Raw genomic sequence first — 17,531 nt, 5'->3', positions numbered from 1 at the left:
GCGCATCGCTCGGCGCACTGCCTCACAAGGGGGCGCACGGCCAATATGGTCGGGGCATGACGACCGAGCCTGACTCCTTCCCCCGTCGGCACGCCCGTACCCAGCGGTTCACGCTCGGCGCGCCACGCGCGTTCACCGTGGCGCCCGACGGTTCCCGTGTCGTTTTCCTGCGTTCGAGTTCCGGCACGGACCGGGCCAACTCCCTGTGGGTCCTCGACCTCCCGGACGCCGGGGAGCGCGTCGCGGCGGACCCGCGCGCCCTCCTGGGCGGCGCCGAGGAGCACCTCTCGCCCGAGGAACGGGCACGGCGCGAACGCAGCCGCGAGGGCGGCGCCGGCGTCGTCGGCTACGCCACCGACTCCGCCGTCGAGTTGGCCTCTTTCGCCTTGTCAGGGCGGCTTTTCACGGCGGAGCTACGGGCCGGCACGGCACGTGAACTCCCCGTCCCCGGGCCGGTGATCGACCCCCGTCCTTCGCCCGACGGTCGGCACATCGCGTACGTCGCGCAGGGTGCCGTCAGGGTGGTGGGCGCCGAGGGCGAGGGCGACCGGGCGCTGGCGGAACGCGAGTCGGAGCAGGTCACCTATGGTCTGGCGGAGTTCATCGCGGCCGAGGAGATGGGCCGTTCGCGGGGCTTCTGGTGGTCCCCGGAGTCGGACCGGCTACTGGTGGCGCGCGTGGACGACACGCCGGTGCGGCGGTGGTGGATCTCCGATCCGGCCCACCCGGAGCGTGAGCCACACCACGTGGCGTATCCGGCGGCGGGCACCGACAACGCGGACGTACGGCTGTTCGTGATCGGCCTGGACGGGGTGCGCACGGAGGTCGTCTGGGACTGGGCGCGCTACCCGTATCTGGCGCATGTGCACTGGTCAGCGGCGGGTGCGCCCCTGTTGCTCGTACAGGCGCGCGACCAGCGCAGTCAGCTGTACCTGGCCGTGGATCCGGAGACCGGCGCGACCCGGATGGTGCACGCGGACGAAGATCCAATTTGGCTGGATCTTTTCCCCGGAGTGCCGTCCTGGAGCCCCTCCGGACAGCTGGTGCGGATCGCCGACGAGGGCGGCGCGCGGGTCCTCGCGGTCGGCGAACGGCCACTGACCGGCGCCCAGTTGCATGTGCGGGCGGTGCTGGACGTCGCCGACGACGACGTGCTGGTCTCGGCGTCGGCCGGCGAGGACGCCGAGGCCCCGGAGATCGGCGAGGTGCACGTCTACCGGGTGAACGAGCTCGGCCTGGAGCGCGTTTCCCAGGAGCCCGGCGTGCACTCGGCGGTGCGCGCCGGGGGCGTGACCGTGCTGGTGTCCGCCGCACTGAACCGGCCGGGCGCCCGGGTCCAGGTGCTGCGCGACGGCAAGCCGACGGCGACTGTCCCCTCGTATGCCGAAGATCCCGGTATGTCCCCGCGCGTGACCCTCACCCAGGGGGGCGCACGGAGAATCCCGTGCGCCCTGCTTATGCCTACGGACTACCACGGCGACAATCCCCTGCCCGTGCTCCTGGATCCGTACGGCGGTCCGCACGGCCAGCGGGTGGTCGCCGCGCACAATCCGTACCTGACCTCGCAGTGGTTCGCCGACCAGGGGTTCGCGGTGCTCGTCGCGGACGGCCGGGGTACGCCGGGCCGCTCCCCCGCCTGGGAGAAGGCGGTCAGGGACGACCTCGCGGAGGTGGTCCTGCAGGACCAGGTCGACGCGCTCCAGGCCCTCGCCGCCGACTTCCCGCTCGACCTGAACCGGGTCGCGATCCGGGGTTGGTCCTTCGGCGGCTACCTCGCCGCGCTCGCGGCGCTGCGCCGCCCGGACGTCTTCCACGCGGCGGTGGTCGGTGCCCCGGTCACGGACCTGCGGCTGTACGACACCCACTACCAGGAGCGCTACCTGGGCCACCCGGCCGAGCAGCCGGAGGTCTACCGCCGCAACTCCCTGCTCGACGACGCGGGCCTGGTCGACGCCGCCGAACCGCACCGCCCGATGATGATCATCCATGGCCTCGCGGACGACAACGTGGTGGTCGCCCACTCACTGCGCCTGTCCTCGGCCCTCCTGGCGGCCGGCCGCCCGCACGAGGTACTGCCGCTGTCCGGGGTCACGCACATGACTCCGCAGGAGACGGTCGCCGAGAACCTGCTGCGGCTCCAACTGGACTTCCTCAAGCGTTCATTGGGGCTCGCCTGACACTCCGCACGCGGCTCCTGCGGTCGCGGGTCCGCGCGGCCGACCGGCCGGGTGAACCCCGGGTGAAGGGACGGCGTACAACCCTTGTCGCCCGGTGCGGGTCTTGTTGGCTGCCGAGCGTGCGAAGAGCGCGGCCAACTGCTCGCCAGCCCAAGGGGTATGCCATGTCCTCCCGGAGATTCCAGCTGTCCGCCGCCGCCGTCGCCGCCGCCGTCATCGCCGTGACGGCGGCGGCCCCCTCGGTGTCCTACGCCGAAGACGCCTCCGCGGGCGCCCTCGCCGTCGGCGCCGCGACGTCCACGCGAGCCGACTTCGACGGCGACGGATACACCGACGTGGCGATCGCCGCCCCGGGCGGCACGGTCAACGGCAAGTCCGGCGCCGGGTACTTCGCCGTCGTCTACGGCATGGCCGAGGGTCCCAACGGCGTCAAGCGCCAGGTGATCAGCCAGGACCGCTACGGGATACCCGGCACGGCGGAGGCGGGTGACCACTTCGGCAGCCACCTCACGGCGGCCGACCTGGACGGTGACGGTTTCACCGACCTGGTGGTCGGAGCCCCGGGCGAGGACATCGGCACCGCCCGTGACGTCGGCCTGAACACCGTCCTGTGGGGAGGCGTGGGCGGGCTCGCCACCGCCACCGGCATCGGCCAGGGCCGGGCGGAGACCCAGGCCGGTGACTTCGACGGGGACGGGCACCTGGACCTGGCGACGGCGTACCAGATGCGGTACGGGCCCTTCAGCCGTACCGGTGGAGCGGCCCGCACCGGACCCCTCGTCGACCTGGACGTCCGTGTCTACGCGATGCGGGCGGGCGACGTGGACGGTGACGGCACCACCGATCTGGTGGTCAGCAGCGGTTCGTGGGACTCGGACGACGGAGGGTCGATCCCGCCGCCCCAGCTGCAACTCCTGAAGGGGACCGAGGACGGCCTGGCGGCAGGGCCGTTCATCGCCTCCCCCGACACCGTGTCGGCGGACAGCATCGCCCTCGGCGACATCGACGACGACGGCCGGCAGGACGTCGTCTTCGGTCGCAGCACGGCGGCGGGCGGCGGTCTCGTGGGCGTGGTGCGGGGCACGGCGAACGGGCTCGCGCCCAGGGCCGCACTGATCGGCCAGAACACCCCCGGCGTCCCCGGGACGGGGGAGAGCGGCGACCGCTTCGGCACCGATGTCTCCGTCGGCGACGTCACCGGCGACGGTTACGCCGACGTCGTCACCGGTGTCCCCGGCGAGGACCTCGCCGGCCGGACCGACGCGGGCAGCTTCACCGTCCTCAGGGGGAGCGCGGCGGGTCTCACCGGCACCGGGGCCCAGGCCTTCAGCCAGAACACGGCCGGGGTGCCCGGAACGACCGAGAACGGTGACCGGTTCGGCAGCCGCACCGCCGTCGTCGGTGGGCACGTGGCCGTCTCGGCACCGGAGGAGAACAGCGGCACCGGGGCGGTGTGGGTCTTCCCCACCGCCGCCTCCGGTGTCACCGCGACCGGTTCACTGAGCTTCGGACCGCGCGCGCTCGCCGCGCCCGTGCCCGGCGCCCGCTTCGGCTCCGCGTTCCATCGCTGACGCCCGGCGCACGACCCCGACCGGCCGAAGGAGCAGCCTGGACCGACAGGCAATGGGGCCGGATGCCGAGTGACGGACGACCGGGGTGCGGTGCTTCGGACAGGCAACGGGCCGGAGCGACATGGCGCGCTCCGGCCCGTTTACGGCACCCGCACGGCCGTACGCTGTTCAGACTGACGCGTCCGTATATCGGGATCGGGTCGGCTGAGTTGCCTGATTGTTAACGCAGTTGGTGAGCATTTGTGCGGTTATTCCTGCCCTTCGGCAAGATGCTCCGGCGGCACCACCTGTTTCTCCTCCGCGAAGTGGCAGGCCGAGTCATGTGCCGCGGGACCGCTCACCGACCGGAACTCGGCGGGCACCGCGAGCGCCGGCACCTCCAGTTCGCAGCGCTCCCGCGCCTTCCAGCAACGGGTGCGGAAGCGGCAACCGGAGGGGATGTTCGTCGGGGACGGCACGTCGCCCGCCAGGATGATCCGCTCCCGGTGTTCGCGTGCCTCGGGGTCGGGGACGGGGACCGCGGACAGCAGAGCCTGGGTGTAGGGGTGCGTGGGATGGTCGTAGATCTCGGCGTCCTTGCCGATCTCGACGATGCGCCCCAGGTACATGACCCCGACCCGGTCCGAGATGTGCCGGACGATCGACAGGTCGTGCGCGATGAAGACGTACGAGAGGTCGAACTCGTCCTGGAGGCCCGCCATCAGGTTGATGACCTGCGCCTGCACCGACACGTCCAGGGCCGACACCGGCTCGTCGGCGACGATGATCTCGGGGCGGAGGGCCAACCCCCTTGCGATGCCGATGCGTTGACGCTGACCACCGGAGAACTGGTGCGGATAGCGGTTGATGTACTCGGGGTTGAGGCCGACGACGTCGAGGAGTTCCTGGACCTTGCGGCGCCGGTCTCCCTTCGGGGCCACCTCGGGGTGGATGTCGTAGGGCTCCCCGATGATGTCGCCCACCGTCATCCGGGGGTTGAGCGAGGTGTACGGGTCCTGGAAGACCATCTGGATGTTGCGCCGTACGGCCTTCAGGGCGCGGCCGGACAGTTTGCCGATGTCCTCGCCCTTGTACTTGATCGAACCGGCCGTCGGCTTCTCCAGGTTGACCAGCATCTTGGCGACCGTCGACTTGCCGCAGCCGGACTCGCCGACGATGCCCAGGGTTTCGCCGCGGCTCAGGGTGAAGTCGACGCCGTCGACGGCCTTCACGGCGCCGACCTGCTTCTTGAAGAGAATGCCCGTGGTGAGCGGGTAGTGCTTGACCAGCCCGCTGACCTCCAGGATCGGCTCAGCCATTCAGGCACTCCCTCCAGAAGTGGCAGGCGCTCCCACGGTCTTCGGAGACCTCGTACAGCGGCGGGACATCGGTGCGGCACACGTCCTGGGCCATGGGGCAGCGCGGGTTGAAGGCGCAACCCGGCGGGATGTGCATGAGGTTGGGGGGCAGGCCCTTGATCGCGTAGAGCTCCTGGCCCTTCTGGTCCAGGCGCGGGATGGAGTCCAGCAACCCCCGGGTGTAGGGGTGGGCGGGCGCCTTGTAGATGTCGTGCACCGGCGCCGACTCGACGATCCGGCCCGCGTACATGACGGCGATGTGGTCGGCGACGTCCGCGACCACGCCCAGGTCGTGGGTGATGAGGATGAGCCCCATGTTGTACTCGCGCTGCAACTCCGCGAGCAGCTCCATGACCTGTGCCTGGACCGTCACGTCCAGGGCCGTCGTCGGTTCGTCGGCGATGATCAGCGCCGGTTCCAGGGCCAGCGCCATCGCGATCATGATGCGCTGGCGCATACCGCCGGAGAACTGGTGCGGGTACTGCTTCACCCGCTCCTTGGCACCGGGGATGCGGACGCGGTCCATCAGCTCGACGGCCCTGGCCCGTGCGTCCTTCCTCGACATGCCCCGGTGGACCACGAACATCTCGCCGAGTTGGTCGCCGACGGAGAGCACGGGGTTCAACGACGACAGCGCGTCCTGGAAGATCATCGCCATCTCGGCGCCGCGGATCTTCCGCCGCTCCTCCTCCTTCAGTTGCAGCAGGTCCTGGCCCTGGAAGAGGATCTCGCCGCCGGTGATCCGCCCCGGCGGGATGTCGAGGATGCCCATGATCGCCTGCGCGGTGACCGACTTGCCGGAGCCGGACTCCCCCAGCACGGCGAGGGTCTCGCCCGCGTCCACGCCGTAGTCGACGCCGTTGACGGCTTTGGCGACCCCGTCCCGGGTCCGGAACTCCACGTGCAGGTCGCGCACTTCGAGCAGCATGACGGCGGCTCACCTCAGCTTCGGGTCGAGGGCGTCGCGCACCGCGTCGCCGAGCATGATGAACGCGAGCACGGTGAGCGCGAGTGCTCCGGCCGGCCACAGCAGCATGTGCGGGGCCTGCCGGATGTAGGCGGACGCCGAGGAGATGTCGATCCCCCAGCTGACCGTCGGCGGCTTCAGCCCGACGCCGAGGTACGACAGGGTCGCCTCCAGCGCGATGTAGGTGCCGAGCGCGATGGTCGCCACGACGATCACCGGCGCGACCGCGTTGGGCGTGATGTGCCGCAGCAGCAGCCGGGAGTTGGAGGCGCCGAGCGCCCGGGCGGCCTGCACGTAGTCGTTCTGCTTGGCGGTGATGACCGAGCCGCGGGCGATACGGGAGATCTGCGGCCAGCCCAGCAGCACCATGAACCCGATCACCGGCCACACGGTGTTGCTGGTGACCACCGACAGCAGCACCAGGCCGCCGAGGACGACCGGGATCGCGAAGAAGACGTCGGTGAGCCGGGACAGGATCGAGTCCCAGGAGCCGCCGAAGAACCCGGCGAGCCCGCCGAGCACCGAGCCGAGCAGGGACACCCCGAGCGTGGCGCAGACGCCGACCGTGACGGACGTACGGGCGCCGTAGACGGTACGGGTGTAGACGTTGCAGCCCTGGCCGTCGTAGCCGAACGGCGCACCGGGCTGGGAGCCCTCCTGGGCCTTGGCGAGGTCGCACTTGAGCGGGCTGCCGGAGGCGATCAGCGACGGCCAGATCGAGATGACGACGAGGAAGAGGATCACCAGGCCGGAGATGATGAAGACCGGGTTCCGGCGCAGGTCGCGCCAGGCGTCCGACCAGAGGGAACGGGGCTTCTCGGAGGGGCCCGAACCGTCGGTGCCGCCGTGGCGCTTCTCGAGGGCCTCGCCCTCGCTCGTGGCCAGGTCCATCGCACCGCCCATTCCGGTCGCGGCGATCGCGCCGTCCTCGGGAGCCCGGCCCCCGCCCGACATGTACGGCTCCTGCGGCAGGGGATCAGGCATAGCGGATCCTGGGGTCGAGTACGGCGTACAGGAGGTCGACGATCAGGTTGGCGACCAGGAACACCAGGACGAGGACCGTCACGAAGCCGACGACGGTCTGGGTGTTCTGGCGGAGGATGCCCTGGTAGAGCTGGTAGCCGACGCCGTGGATGTTGAAGATGCGCTCGGTGACGATCGCGCCTCCCATCAGGGCGCCGATGTCGGTGCCGATGAAGGTGACGACGGGGATCAGCGAGTTGCGCAGCAGGTGCCGGGTGATCACCCTGCGACGGGGCAGCCCCTTCGCCACCGCCGTACGGACGTAGTCGGACCGCTTGTTCTCCGCGATGGAGGTGCGGGTCAGCCGGGTCACGTAGGCGAGGGAGACCGAGGCGAGGACCAGGCCCGGCACGATCAGCTCGCCGAAGGTGGCCTCCGTCGACACCGACGGTTTGATCCAGCCCCACTCGACGCCGAGCAGGAGCTGGAGCAGCAGACCGGTGACGAAGGTGGGGACGGAGATCACGACGAGGGTGAACATCAGGACCGAGGTGTCGACGGGGTGGCCGCGGCGCAGGCCCGTGATCACGCCCAGCGTGATGCCGATGACGATCTCGAAGAGGATGGCGACGATCGTCAGCCGGATGGTGACCGGGAACGCCGTCGACATCAGCTCGGTGACCTCCTGGCCGTTGAAGGCGGTGCCGAAGTCGCCGGTGAAGACGTTCCCCATATAGGTCAGGTATTGCTGCCAGACCGGCTTGTCGAGTCCGAACTCCTTCTCCAGTTGGGCGGCCGTCGCCGGGTCGCACTGCCTCTCCCCGCACAGGCCCGCGATGGGGTCGCCCATCACATTCACCATCAGGAAGATCAGCAGAGTGGCCCCGATGAAGACCGGGATCATCTGGAGCAGCCGACGGACGACGTACCGTCCCATGGACGCTCAGCCGACCTTGATCTCGTTGTAGACGGGGACGCTGAAGGGGTTGAGCTTCACGTCGGACAGCCGGTCCGAGTAGCCGGCACTGCCGTTCTGGTACCAGAGCGGGATGGCGCCCATGTTGTCCCGGAGAACCTCCTCGGCCTGCTGGAACTTCTGCACCGCCGCCGCCGTGTCGGTCTCGGCGTTGGCCTCGTCGACGAGCTTGTCGAAGTCCTTGTTGGTCCACTTGCCGTCGTTGGAGGAGGCGTTGGTGTAGTAGAGCGGCTGCAGGAAGTTCTGGATCAGCGGGTAGTCCATCTGCCAGCCGGCGCGGAACGGGCCGGGCATCTTCTTGTCGGTGATCTGGGTGCGGAAGTCGGCGAAGGTGCCGATCGGGTTGCCGACGCACGCCTTGTCGTTGTCGAGGGCGTTGTTGATGGAGTTGCAGACCGCGTCGACCCACTCCTTGTGGGAGCCGGTGTCCGCGTTGTACGTGATCTTGACCTGACCGCCGGGGATTCCGCCGCCCTCCTCGATCAGCTTCTTGGCCGCGTCGGCGTCGTACTCGCAGGCGTCCCCGCACAGCCCTTCCTTGAAGCCGCCCTCCTCGCCGAGCACCGGGGAGGTCCAGTCGGTGGCCGGGGTGCGGGTCTTCTGGAAGATCGTGTCGGTGATCTGCTCGCGGTTGATCGCCCGCGACAGTCCGGTGCGGACCTTCTCCATCCCCGGCTTGTCCCACTTGGCGTCGTAGAACGGGAAGGCGAGGGTCTGGATGATGCCGGCCGGGGTGTTGATGTACCGGCCGCCGAGGTCGCTCTTGACGTTCTTGAGCTGGGCGGCCGGCACGTCGTCGACCAGGTCGAGGTTGCCGGCCATCAGATCGGTGTAGGCGGTGTTGTTGTCGGTGTAGACCTTGAGGTCCACGCCGCCGTTCTGCGCCTTGTCCGTGCCGGGGTAGCCGTCCCAGGCCCGCAGGGACATCTGCGAGCCCTTGGTGTACGAGTCGACGGAGTACGGCCCGTTGCCGACCGGCTTCTTCACCCAGGCGTCGTGGTCGTCGAAGAAGGCCTGCGGGAGCGGGGCGAAGGCGGGATAGCCGAGGGTGTCGGGGAAGGTCGAGAACTTCTGGCTGAGCTTGACGGTGAAGGTCTTGTCGTCGACGACCTTCAGGCCGGAGAGCGTGTCGGCGCTCTGCTTGCTGCCGTCCTCCGGGTGCGTCTTGTCATAGCCCTCGATGTAGCCGAAGAAGTACGCGTTCTTCTGGTTGTTCTTCAGGCTCGCGCCGTAGTTCCAGGCATCGACGAAGGACTTGGCGGTGACCTTCTCGCCGTTGCTGAAGGTCCAGCCGTCCTTGATGGTGATGGTGAAGTTCTGCGAGTCCGTGGTGTCGATCTTCTCGGCCAGCATGTCCTCGGCCTTGCCGGTCTCCGGGTTGTACTTCTTCAGGCTCCGGAAGATCATGTCGAGGACCTTGCCGCCCTGCACCTCGTTGGTGTTGGCCGGCTCCAGCGGGTTCTGCGGGTCTCCCCAGGAGGAACTGAGCACCGCGCCGCTGTCGCTGTCGCCGCCGCTGTCGCTCCCCCCGCCCCCGCAGGCCGTCGCCGCGAGGGCTGCCGCCGCCGCACAAGCGACCCATTTGGCGTACGTGGCTCCACGCATGGAGTGCCTCCTATGAATGCACCGTGACTGCCCTGTGACTGCCTTGTGCACCGACGCACGGGCGCCGATCCGTTATCGGCAAATATCAGGGCAATCAACGGATACCGCACACGGGCTCGGCCTTTGGAGGAACGCGCCATCCGGATGTACGCGTCCGAATGAGGAGACGAACCGGACGATCCGGTTCCGAGGCAGTGGATCTTCATCGCGGGGCGCAATGGATCTTCATCAAGCGTTGCCGAACCGTTGGAAAGGGACCCCTCGGTGTACGCATTCCGACACAGAGGCGTCCGTATAACGAACTCATTGACCGATTAGTCCAGTTGGTCGGATGTAAGACACAGGTCGATCACAGCGCGCTACACGCGTAGCTACGGGACGACCAAGGACAGGTAAAGAACGTAAAGAGAAACCCAAGTCGACCGAGATTTTATTGACCTTGAACGAATTGCGTTGAAAAAGTCCGGCGTAGCCCGTAGGGGAGTGCCCTGCGGAGTCATCAGACTTTCCCGTGGGCCAGGAGCACCATGACCCCCCCAACTCCATCTGCGGCTGCCCCGCTCGAGGTGACCGACGAGACCGTCGAGAAGCCTGCGGCACCCTCCACCCTCAAGGGCGCCGAGAGCCGCTCCCCGGGCCGCCTCGCCTGGACCCGGTTCAAGCGGGACCGGACGGGCGTGATCTCCGCCTGCATCGTGATCTTCTTCTTCGTGATCGCGATCTGCGCGCCCCTGATCTCCGCCCTCTACGGCAAGGACCCGTACACGCTGTACGGCCAGGAGCAGACCGGCCTCCTCAACGAGGCGGGCTTCCCGCTCAAGCCGAACGGCGGCATCGACGGAAACTTCTGGTTCGGCATCGAGCCGGCACTGGGCCGCGACGTCTTCACCTTCCTGCTCTACGGCATCCGCACCTCGCTGCTGATCGCGACGGCCACCACGATCCTGGTCACCATCATCGGCGTGGTCATCGGCATCACCGCCGGATACCTCGGCGGCAAGACCGACTACCTCATCGGCCGGGTCATCGACATCCTGCTGTCGTTCCCGTCCACGCTGTTCTTCATCGCCTTCATGCCCGTCGTGTACGGCGTCTTCGTCGCGCCCGACGACGACATCCCGACCTCTCTGCGGGCCACCTGCCTGATCCTCGTCCTCACGGCCTTCGGCTGGGCGTCCATCGCCCGCCTCCTGCGCGGCCAGGTACTGGCCCTGCGTGAGCGGGAGTTCGTGGAGGCGGCGAAGGTGACCGGGGCCTCGCCGGCCCGCATCATCTTCAAGGAACTGCTGCCCAACCTGTGGACTCCGATTCTGATCCAGTCCACCCTCGCTCTCCCGGCATTCGTGACCGCGGAGGCGGGCCTCGCCTTCCTCGGCGTCGGCATCATCGACCCGACCCCGGACTGGGGCGTCATGATCCAGCGCGGCGCGCAGTTCTACACGGAAGACATCACCTTCATGATCTTCCCGGGCGTCTCGATGATCATCTTCGTCCTCGCCTTCAACCTGCTCGGCGACTCGGTACGCGACGCACTCGACCCGAAGTCCAAGCGCTGAGTCACACCCGGCCCGGTCATCGTCGTCCGGAAACCGACAGCTCGTAGCCCGTCTCTCTCATCCATCACGTCTAGGCAGGTAGCCATGTCCTTCTCCCGTAGAAACTTCCTGATAGCCACCGGTGTGGCGGCAGGTGCGAGCACCGTTCTGAGCGCCTGCAGCAGCGGCAACGCCGGTGGCGACGGCGGTAGCTCCACCAAGGCTCCGCAGGGCAAGGCTGCCAAGATCACCGTCGGCACCAAGGCCGACTCCCAGGGCCCCGCCCCGGAGATGCCGGGCGCGGTCAAGGGCGGCACGATCTACACGCTCGACCAGATCGACTACGACCACCTGGACCCGGCGCAGATCTACTCGTCGTACACGGGTGCCGGCTCGGTGCTGTTCCTGCGCGGTCTGACCGGCTACCGGGTCGACTCCAAGGGCAACACCACCCTGGTCGGCGACCTCGCCACGGACGCGGGCACCGTGAAGGACGGCGGCAAGACCTGGTCCTTCACGCTGAAGGACGGCGTGAAGTGGGAGGACGGCGCCGACGTCACCATCGACGACGTCCGCCACAGCTTCGAGCGTCTCTTCGCCGACTTCGTCACCGAGGGTCCCCGCTACCCGCAGAACTGGCTCGAGGGCGGCGACAAGTACAAGGGCCCCTACGACGGCAAGCACCTGTCCTCGCTCGAGGTCGACGGCAGCACCATCACGTTCCGCCTCAAGGAGGCGCACGCCGACTTCCCGTTCATGCTGGCCATGCGCGGCTTCGCGATCGTGCCGAAGAAGCACGACACGCAGAAGAAGTACGACAAGCGCCCGTACTCCTGCGGCCCGTACAAGATCGAGTCCCGCAGCATCGACAAGTCCCTGACCCTGGTGCGCAACGAGCACTGGGAGGCCGACAAGGACCCGGTCCGCAACGGCTACCCGGACAAGGTCGTCATGCAGTTCGGCTTCCAGTCGCTGGCCTCCACGGACCGCTACATCGCGGACTCGGGCAACGACCAGTTCTCGCTCTCCCTGCTCAACGAGGTCGCCCCCGAGCGCGTCACGAAGGTGCTCGGCAACGCCACGCTGAAGAAGCGCGTGCTGACCCAGGTCGACACGACCTGCTACTACTTCCCGATCAACCTGACCCGCATCAAGGACGTCAAGGTCCGCCAGGCCCTCAACTGGGCGTGGCCGTCGGCGCAGCTCAAGCAGCTGCGCGGTGGTTCGGCCGTGACCGCCTCCGCGACCACGATCATCTCCCCGCTCACCCCGGGCCACGTGGACTTCGACCTGTACGGCAAGAAGACCAAGCCGATGGGTGACCCGGAGAAGGCCAAGGCGCTCCTGAAGGAGGCCGGTGCCGAGGGCCAGAAGATCGTCATCGCCTTCCAGCAGTCCGACCAGGCCGTCAAGTCGGCCGTCACCATCAAGACCGCCCTCACCAAGGCCGGCTTCGAAGTGGTGACCCAGCAGGTCGACAAGACGACCTTCTACAGCCAGATCGGCCAGCTGGACAACAAGTTCGACATGTTCGCCGCCGGCTGGGGCCCGGACTGGCCGGCCGGTTACGCGGTCATCCAGCCCTGCTGGGACGGCAGCCAGATCGCCGACGGCGGTGTCAACTGGTCGCAGCTGAACAACACGAGCGTGAACAAGGCCATCGCCGCGGCCACCGCGATCACCGACGCGGACAAGGCCAACGCGGCCTGGGGCGCGATCGACAAGCAGATCATGGAGCTCGCTGCCTGCGTCCCGGACTACAACCCGGTCCGCAACTACTTCTACGGCTCCAAGGTCGGCGGCGTCGTCTACAACGCCGGTGACACCTGCGTCGCCATCGGCAAGGTCTACGCCAAGGCCTGACATCTCCTCGGGGCGGCGGTCCTCGCGACCGCCGTCCCGGCCCGTCCACGCTCCCCACACCCCCCGGCGACGGCGCCCCGTCCGGAAAGTCTCACCCCATGTTCCGTTTCCTGGTCCGCCGAGTGCTCGGCGCACTCGTCATTCTGCTGATCATCAGCGCCGTCACCTTCTTCCTCTTCTACGCCATTCCGCGCGACCCGGCGCGGATGGCCTGCGGCAAGGTCTGTGACGACCAACTGCTGGCGCAGGTACGGCAGAACCTCGGGATCGCCGACCCGATGCCGGTCCAGTACTGGCACTGGCTGCAGGGCATCTTCGTCGGCCGTGACTACACGGGCGTCGGGCACTGCAACGCGCCGTGCCTCGGCTACTCGTTCACCAACAGCGAGCCGGTGTTCGGGACGATCAAGGACCGCTTCCCGACGACGCTGTCCCTCGCCTTCGGTGCGGCCTTCTTCTTCCTGATCATCGGGGTCGGCGCGGGCATGCTGGCCGCGGTCAAGCAGGGCAAGGCTCTCGACAAGATCGCCAGCTCGTTCTCGCTGCTCGGCTCGTCGATGCAGATCTACTTCGTCGGCTACATCGCGATGTTCTTCCTGGTGCAGCAGGCCGGCATCCTGAGCCAGCCCTCGTACACGCCGTTCACCGAGAATCCGGGCGCCTGGGTCTCCGGCCTCCTGCTGCCGTGGCTCGTGCTGTCCATCATCTTCACGGCCAACTACACCCGTATGACCCGCTCGCAACTGGTGGAGCAGCTGAGTGAGGACTACGTCCGCACGGCCCGGGCCAAGGGCCTGTCGCGCCGCTCGGTCTTCTTCCGCTTCGCCTGGCGCGGTGCCATGGGTCCGATCGTGACGATCTTCGGCATCGACATGGGCACGCTGATCGGCGGCGCGATCATCACCGAGTCGACCTTCAGCCTCCAGGGCATCGGCACACTCGCCGTCCGCGCGGTCACCGACAGCGACCTGCCCATGCTGCTCGGCGTCACCGTCGTCGCGGCCGCCGGCATCGTCTTCGCCAACATCATCGTGGACGCCGTCTACGCCCTCATCGACCCGCGGATCCGGCTCGCCTGACCTCCGCACCAGCCATATTCCTCCCACCGCCCCACCCGGCGACCCTCGCATCACCCCCTCAGGAGCGTCCCCGTGACGAGCACCGATCAGCAGCCCTTCCTCTCCGTCAGGGACCTGAAAGTCCACTTCTCCACCGAGGACGGCATCGTCAAGGCCGTCGACGGACTCAGCTTCGACGTCGCCAAGGGCAAGACGCTCGGCATCGTGGGCGAGTCGGGCTCCGGCAAGTCCGTCACCAACCTGACGATCCTGGGCCTGCATGACCGTGCCCGCACGGCGATCGACGGCGAGATCCTGCTCGACGGCAAGGAGTTGCTCACCGCCTCCGAGAGGGAGCTCGAGCGGCTGCGCGGCAACAAGATGGCGATGATCTTCCAGGACGCCCTGGCCTCGCTGTCGCCGTACCACACCATCGGCAAGCAGATCGGCGAGACGTACCGCAAGCACACGGGTGCCTCCAAGAAGGAGGCCCGGGCGCGGGCGATCGAGATGCTGAAGCGGGTCGGGATCCCCCAGCCGGACGTCCGGGTGGACGACTATCCGCACCAGTTCTCCGGCGGTATGCGCCAGCGCGCGATGATCGCGATGGCGCTGGTGTGCGACCCCGAGCTGCTGATCGCGGACGAGCCGACCACGGCCCTCGACGTGACCGTCCAGGCGCAGATCATGGACCTTCTCAAGGACCTCCAGCAGGAGTTCGGCACCGCGATCGTCTTCATCACCCACGACCTCGGAGTCATCGCCGACATCGCGGACGACGTGCTGGTGATGTACGGCGGCCGGTGCGTGGAGCGCGGCACCAAGCAGGAGGTGCTGCGCGCCCCGCGGCACCCCTACACGCTGGGGCTGATGAACTCGATGCCGAGCCTGGACGGTCCGGTCGACGTGCCGCTGTCGCCGATCCCGGGCTCACCGCCCTCGCTGCTCAACCCCCCTTCGGGGTGCCGCTTCCACCCGCGGTGCACCTTCGCCGAGAAGGTCGCGGGCGGGCTGTGCGCCACCGCGCAGCCGGTGCTGGAGGTCGTGGAGGGCCGGGGTTCCGCCTGCCACCTCACGCCGGACCAGCGCCTGGAATTCTTCGCCGGATCCCGGCACAACTGACGGACACGAGACGGGACTTCACCATCATGAGCAACGCGAACCCCCTCCTGGACGTCAGCGGTCTGACCAAGCACTTCCCGATCAAGGGCGGCTTCCCGATCCGGCGCACGGTCGGCGCCGTGCAGGCCGTCGACGGGCTCGACTTCTCGGTCGCCGAGGGCGAGAGCCTGGGCCTGGTCGGCGAGTCCGGCTGCGGCAAGTCGACGACCGGACGCCTGATCACCCGGCTGTTGGAGCCGACGGGCGGCAAGATCTCGTACCGCGGCAAGGACATCACACACGCCGGCCGCAAGGATCTGGCGCCGATCAGGTCCGAGATCCAGATGATCTTCCAGGACCCGTATGCGTCCCTGAACCCGCGGCAGACGGTCGGAAAGATCATCTCCGGCCCGATGGAGATCAACGACATCAACCCGGCGGGCGGACGCGAGAAGCGCGTCCGCGAGCTGCTGGAGATCGTCGGCCTCAACCCCGAGCACTACAACCGCTTCCCGCACGAGTTCTCCGGCGGCCAGCGCCAGCGCATCGGTGTCGCCCGCGCGTTGGCCCTGGAGCCGAAGCTGATCGTGGCCGACGAGCCGGTCTCGGCGTTGGACGTCTCGATCCAGGCTCAGGTAGTGAACCTGCTCCAGCAGGTCCAGAAGGACCTGGGCATCGCCTTCGTCTTCATCGCGCACGACCTGGCGATCGTCCGCCACTTCTCGCAGCGCGTGGCGGTCATGTACCTCGGCAAGATCGTGGAGATCGCCGACCGCGACGACCTCTACGGCAATCCGCGCCACCCCTACACCCGGGCCCTGCTGTCCGCCGTGCCCGAGGCCACCGCGGACGACGTCCCCGCCCGTGAGCGCATCCTCCTCAAGGGCGACGTGCCGTCCCCCATCAACCCGCCCTCCGGCTGCCGCTTCCGCACCCGCTGCTGGAAGGCGACGGACAAGTGCGCGAGCGAGGCCCCGCCGCTGGTCCAGGCCGAGGGCAACAAGCCCGGCCACCTCACGGCCTGCCACTACCCCGAGACGGCGGACACCGTCCCCGCCCCCCGTCTCTCCAAGGACCCCCAGGCGGCGGCCTGACACACCCCTTTTTTCCGTCAGCCGCCCCCTTTGTGGAACGGACTTTCACGGCCCATTGACCCGAGCCCATGAACGTCCGATCCAGGGGACGAAGGCCCGCGCCCACCCAGGCGCGGGCCTTCACCTTTGACGACTGCCGTCCAGCGGTCGCACGCCGGCCCGTCGAGCCCGGAGCGCGTCCGCCGAGGGGCTCGGGCCGCCGGCGGGCGGAGGCCTCCGGATCGACGGCGAAGTCCATCACCGTGCGGACGCCCCCGAACGTCACACGCCCGTCGTCCCGTCGACCAGTTCCCGCACGATGTCCAGGTGCCCGTTGTGCCGGGCCGTCTCCTCGATCAGGTGGAGGAGGATCCAGCGGAGGTCGACCTGGCGGCCGGAGCTGTTCGTGCGCTCGGCCTTGGCGTCCAGGTCGCGGCCGGCGACCAACTCGCGGTAGCGGGAGGCCTGTTCCGCGTACTCCTTGAGGAGGTCCGGGAGAGGGAAGTCGACGGCGATGCGCATCTCGCGGTCGGGATCCTCGTCCGTCCAGGGGCCCTTGTCGTCCTCGCCGAGGAAGACCACCTGGAACCAGAAGTACTCGACCCAGCGCAGGTGATTGATCAGTCCACTCAGGGTCATCAGCGGCGAGCCCGGCAGGGGTGCCTTGCGAGCGTTCTCCGCCGACACGTCCTCGCACTTGGCGCGGGCGGTGTCGCGTGCGTAGTCGAGGAAGGTGGTCAGCTGGGCGCGCTCGTCCCACGTGGGAGGCGTGTCGGTTCTTGTCATCGAGGAGGATGCTCCCGGACCGGCGACCGCATGTCGAACCATTAAGCGAATCCCGGTAGTTGCGGGGCGTCCGGTGAGTTCGCTCAGTCCTTCCTCGCCACCAGCTCCACCTCGAACCCGTCCCCGTCCTCCAGATACCCCGCGTAGTGCTCGGCCCCGCCCGCGTACGGATGACGGTCCGGAAAGAGCAGGGTCCAGCCATGTCGCGGCGCCGCCTCGACCAGCGCGTCGAGGTCCGCCCGGCTCGGCACGTGGAAGGCCAGGTGGTTCAGGCCCGGCCGCATACGGTCGTACGGCTCGCCGGACCGCAGCGCCGGCGACTGTTCGAGGACGATGTACGTGTCCGCCATCCGCCAGCTGCGCCCGTCGGGCCAGCTCTGGTACTCCTCATAGCCCAGCCGTTCCAGCAGCCATCCCCACGAGCCGACCGCGCGCTCCAGGTCCGGCACCCACAGCTCCACGTGATGCAGCAACTCCCGTTCCTTTCAAGGCCGTACGAACCCCCGATCCTGTCATCCG

14 protein-coding genes are annotated in these 17,531 nt (G+C 68.4%); 7 read left to right on the top strand and 7 right to left on the bottom strand.

What is annotated here, in order from left to right; all coding sequences use genetic code 11:
• The first annotated feature begins 56 nt into the window (after positions 1-56).
• Both ADK57_RS12520 and ADK57_RS12515 read left to right on the top strand, forming a co-directional pair.
• Complete coding sequence (locus ADK57_RS12520; RefSeq protein ID WP_053749486.1) at positions 57-2,177, top strand: S9 family peptidase; 2,121 nt, start codon at positions 57-59, stop codon at positions 2,175-2,177.
• Between the two features lie 164 nt (positions 2,178-2,341).
• On the top strand, positions 2,342-3,748 hold the full coding sequence (locus tag ADK57_RS12515) for an FG-GAP and VCBS repeat-containing protein (protein ID WP_053749485.1): 1,407 nt from the start codon (positions 2,342-2,344) through the stop codon (positions 3,746-3,748).
• Positions 3,749-3,996: 248 nt separating this feature from the next.
• Here the strand turns inward: ADK57_RS12515 and ADK57_RS12510 are convergent, their stop codons facing one another.
• Genes ADK57_RS12510 through ADK57_RS12490 form a run of 5 tightly spaced genes read right to left on the bottom strand, consistent with a single transcriptional unit; the run spans position 3,997 to position 9,596 of the window.
• Positions 3,997-5,046, bottom strand: coding sequence for an ABC transporter ATP-binding protein (locus ADK57_RS12510; protein ID WP_053749484.1), 1,050 nt, complete (start codon positions 5,044-5,046; stop codon positions 3,997-3,999).
• Positions 5,039-6,013, bottom strand: coding sequence for an ABC transporter ATP-binding protein (locus ADK57_RS12505; RefSeq protein WP_053749483.1), 975 nt, complete (start codon positions 6,011-6,013; stop codon positions 5,039-5,041). Before ADK57_RS12505 ends, ADK57_RS12510 begins: the two co-directional genes overlap by 8 nt.
• A 9-nt stretch (positions 6,014-6,022) precedes the next feature.
• Positions 6,023-7,036: an ABC transporter permease gene (locus tag ADK57_RS12500; protein WP_053749482.1), complete on the bottom strand. Its 1,014-nt coding sequence runs from the start codon at positions 7,034-7,036 to the stop codon at positions 6,023-6,025.
• Positions 7,029-7,952, bottom strand: a complete 924-nt coding sequence (locus ADK57_RS12495) for an ABC transporter permease (protein ID WP_053749481.1) — start codon at positions 7,950-7,952, stop codon at positions 7,029-7,031. The genes ADK57_RS12500 and ADK57_RS12495 overlap by 8 nt, the downstream gene beginning before the upstream one ends.
• A gap of 6 nt (positions 7,953-7,958) precedes the next feature.
• Positions 7,959-9,596, bottom strand: a complete 1,638-nt coding sequence (locus ADK57_RS12490; RefSeq protein WP_053749480.1) for a peptide ABC transporter substrate-binding protein — start codon at positions 9,594-9,596, stop codon at positions 7,959-7,961.
• Between the two features lie 527 nt (positions 9,597-10,123).
• On the opposite strand from ADK57_RS12490, the gene ADK57_RS12485 reads away from it, so the two are divergent.
• The 5 genes from ADK57_RS12485 (at position 10,124) to ADK57_RS12465 (ending at position 16,247) form a co-directional block, all read left to right on the top strand.
• A complete protein-coding gene (locus ADK57_RS12485; RefSeq protein WP_199830554.1) occupies positions 10,124-11,152 on the top strand; it encodes an ABC transporter permease in 1,029 nt (342 codons plus the stop codon).
• 84 nt (positions 11,153-11,236) lie between these two features.
• Complete coding sequence (locus ADK57_RS12480; protein ID WP_053749478.1) at positions 11,237-12,994, top strand: ABC transporter substrate-binding protein; 1,758 nt, start codon at positions 11,237-11,239, stop codon at positions 12,992-12,994.
• Between the two features lie 98 nt (positions 12,995-13,092).
• Positions 13,093-14,073: an ABC transporter permease gene (locus ADK57_RS12475; protein WP_053749477.1), complete on the top strand. Its 981-nt coding sequence runs from the start codon at positions 13,093-13,095 to the stop codon at positions 14,071-14,073.
• Positions 14,074-14,145: 72 nt separating this feature from the next.
• Positions 14,146-15,174, top strand: a complete 1,029-nt coding sequence (locus ADK57_RS12470; RefSeq protein WP_053749476.1) for an ABC transporter ATP-binding protein — start codon at positions 14,146-14,148, stop codon at positions 15,172-15,174.
• A gap of 26 nt (positions 15,175-15,200) precedes the next feature.
• Positions 15,201-16,247: an ABC transporter ATP-binding protein gene (locus tag ADK57_RS12465; RefSeq protein WP_053749475.1), complete on the top strand. Its 1,047-nt coding sequence runs from the start codon at positions 15,201-15,203 to the stop codon at positions 16,245-16,247.
• Positions 16,248-16,508: 261 nt separating this feature from the next.
• Here the strand turns inward: ADK57_RS12465 and ADK57_RS12460 are convergent, their stop codons facing one another.
• Positions 16,509-17,012, bottom strand: coding sequence for a DinB family protein (locus ADK57_RS12460; RefSeq protein ID WP_053749474.1), 504 nt, complete (start codon positions 17,010-17,012; stop codon positions 16,509-16,511).
• Between the two features lie 83 nt (positions 17,013-17,095).
• A complete protein-coding gene (locus tag ADK57_RS12455) occupies positions 17,096-17,485 on the bottom strand; it encodes a VOC family protein (RefSeq protein WP_053749473.1) in 390 nt (129 codons plus the stop codon).
• Positions 17,486-17,531: the final 46 nt, after the last annotated feature.

The sequence above is a fragment of the Streptomyces sp. MMG1533 genome, from assembly GCF_001279775.1.
Classification (GTDB): Bacteria; Actinomycetota; Actinomycetes; order Streptomycetales; family Streptomycetaceae; genus Streptomyces.
Note: the sequence above shows the minus strand (reverse complement) of the source record. Positions and strands in the feature narration are given on the sequence as shown.

Excerpts from the sequence above, each read along its gene's own strand:
- ADK57_RS12495 (WP_053749481.1), bottom strand. The coding sequence starts at position 7,952 with ATGGGACGGTACGTCGTCCGTCGGCTGCTCCAGATGATCCCGGTCTTC.
- ADK57_RS12505 (WP_053749483.1), bottom strand. The coding sequence starts at position 6,013 with ATGCTGCTCGAAGTGCGCGACCTGCACGTGGAGTTCCGGACCCGGGAC.
- ADK57_RS12515 (WP_053749485.1), top strand. The coding sequence starts at position 2,342 with ATGTCCTCCCGGAGATTCCAGCTGTCCGCCGCCGCCGTCGCCGCCGCC.
- ADK57_RS12520 (WP_053749486.1), top strand. The coding sequence starts at position 57 with ATGACGACCGAGCCTGACTCCTTCCCCCGTCGGCACGCCCGTACCCAG.
- ADK57_RS12460 (WP_053749474.1), bottom strand. The coding sequence starts at position 17,012 with ATGACAAGAACCGACACGCCTCCCACGTGGGACGAGCGCGCCCAGCTG.
- ADK57_RS12465 (WP_053749475.1), top strand. The coding sequence starts at position 15,201 with ATGAGCAACGCGAACCCCCTCCTGGACGTCAGCGGTCTGACCAAGCAC.
- ADK57_RS12500 (WP_053749482.1), bottom strand. The coding sequence starts at position 7,036 with ATGCCTGATCCCCTGCCGCAGGAGCCGTACATGTCGGGCGGGGGCCGG.
- ADK57_RS12490 (WP_053749480.1), bottom strand. The coding sequence starts at position 9,596 with ATGCGTGGAGCCACGTACGCCAAATGGGTCGCTTGTGCGGCGGCGGCA.
- ADK57_RS12480 (WP_053749478.1), top strand. The coding sequence starts at position 11,237 with ATGTCCTTCTCCCGTAGAAACTTCCTGATAGCCACCGGTGTGGCGGCA.
- ADK57_RS12475 (WP_053749477.1), top strand. The coding sequence starts at position 13,093 with ATGTTCCGTTTCCTGGTCCGCCGAGTGCTCGGCGCACTCGTCATTCTG.
- ADK57_RS12485 (WP_199830554.1), top strand. The coding sequence starts at position 10,124 with ATGACCCCCCCAACTCCATCTGCGGCTGCCCCGCTCGAGGTGACCGAC.
- ADK57_RS12510 (WP_053749484.1), bottom strand. The coding sequence starts at position 5,046 with ATGGCTGAGCCGATCCTGGAGGTCAGCGGGCTGGTCAAGCACTACCCG.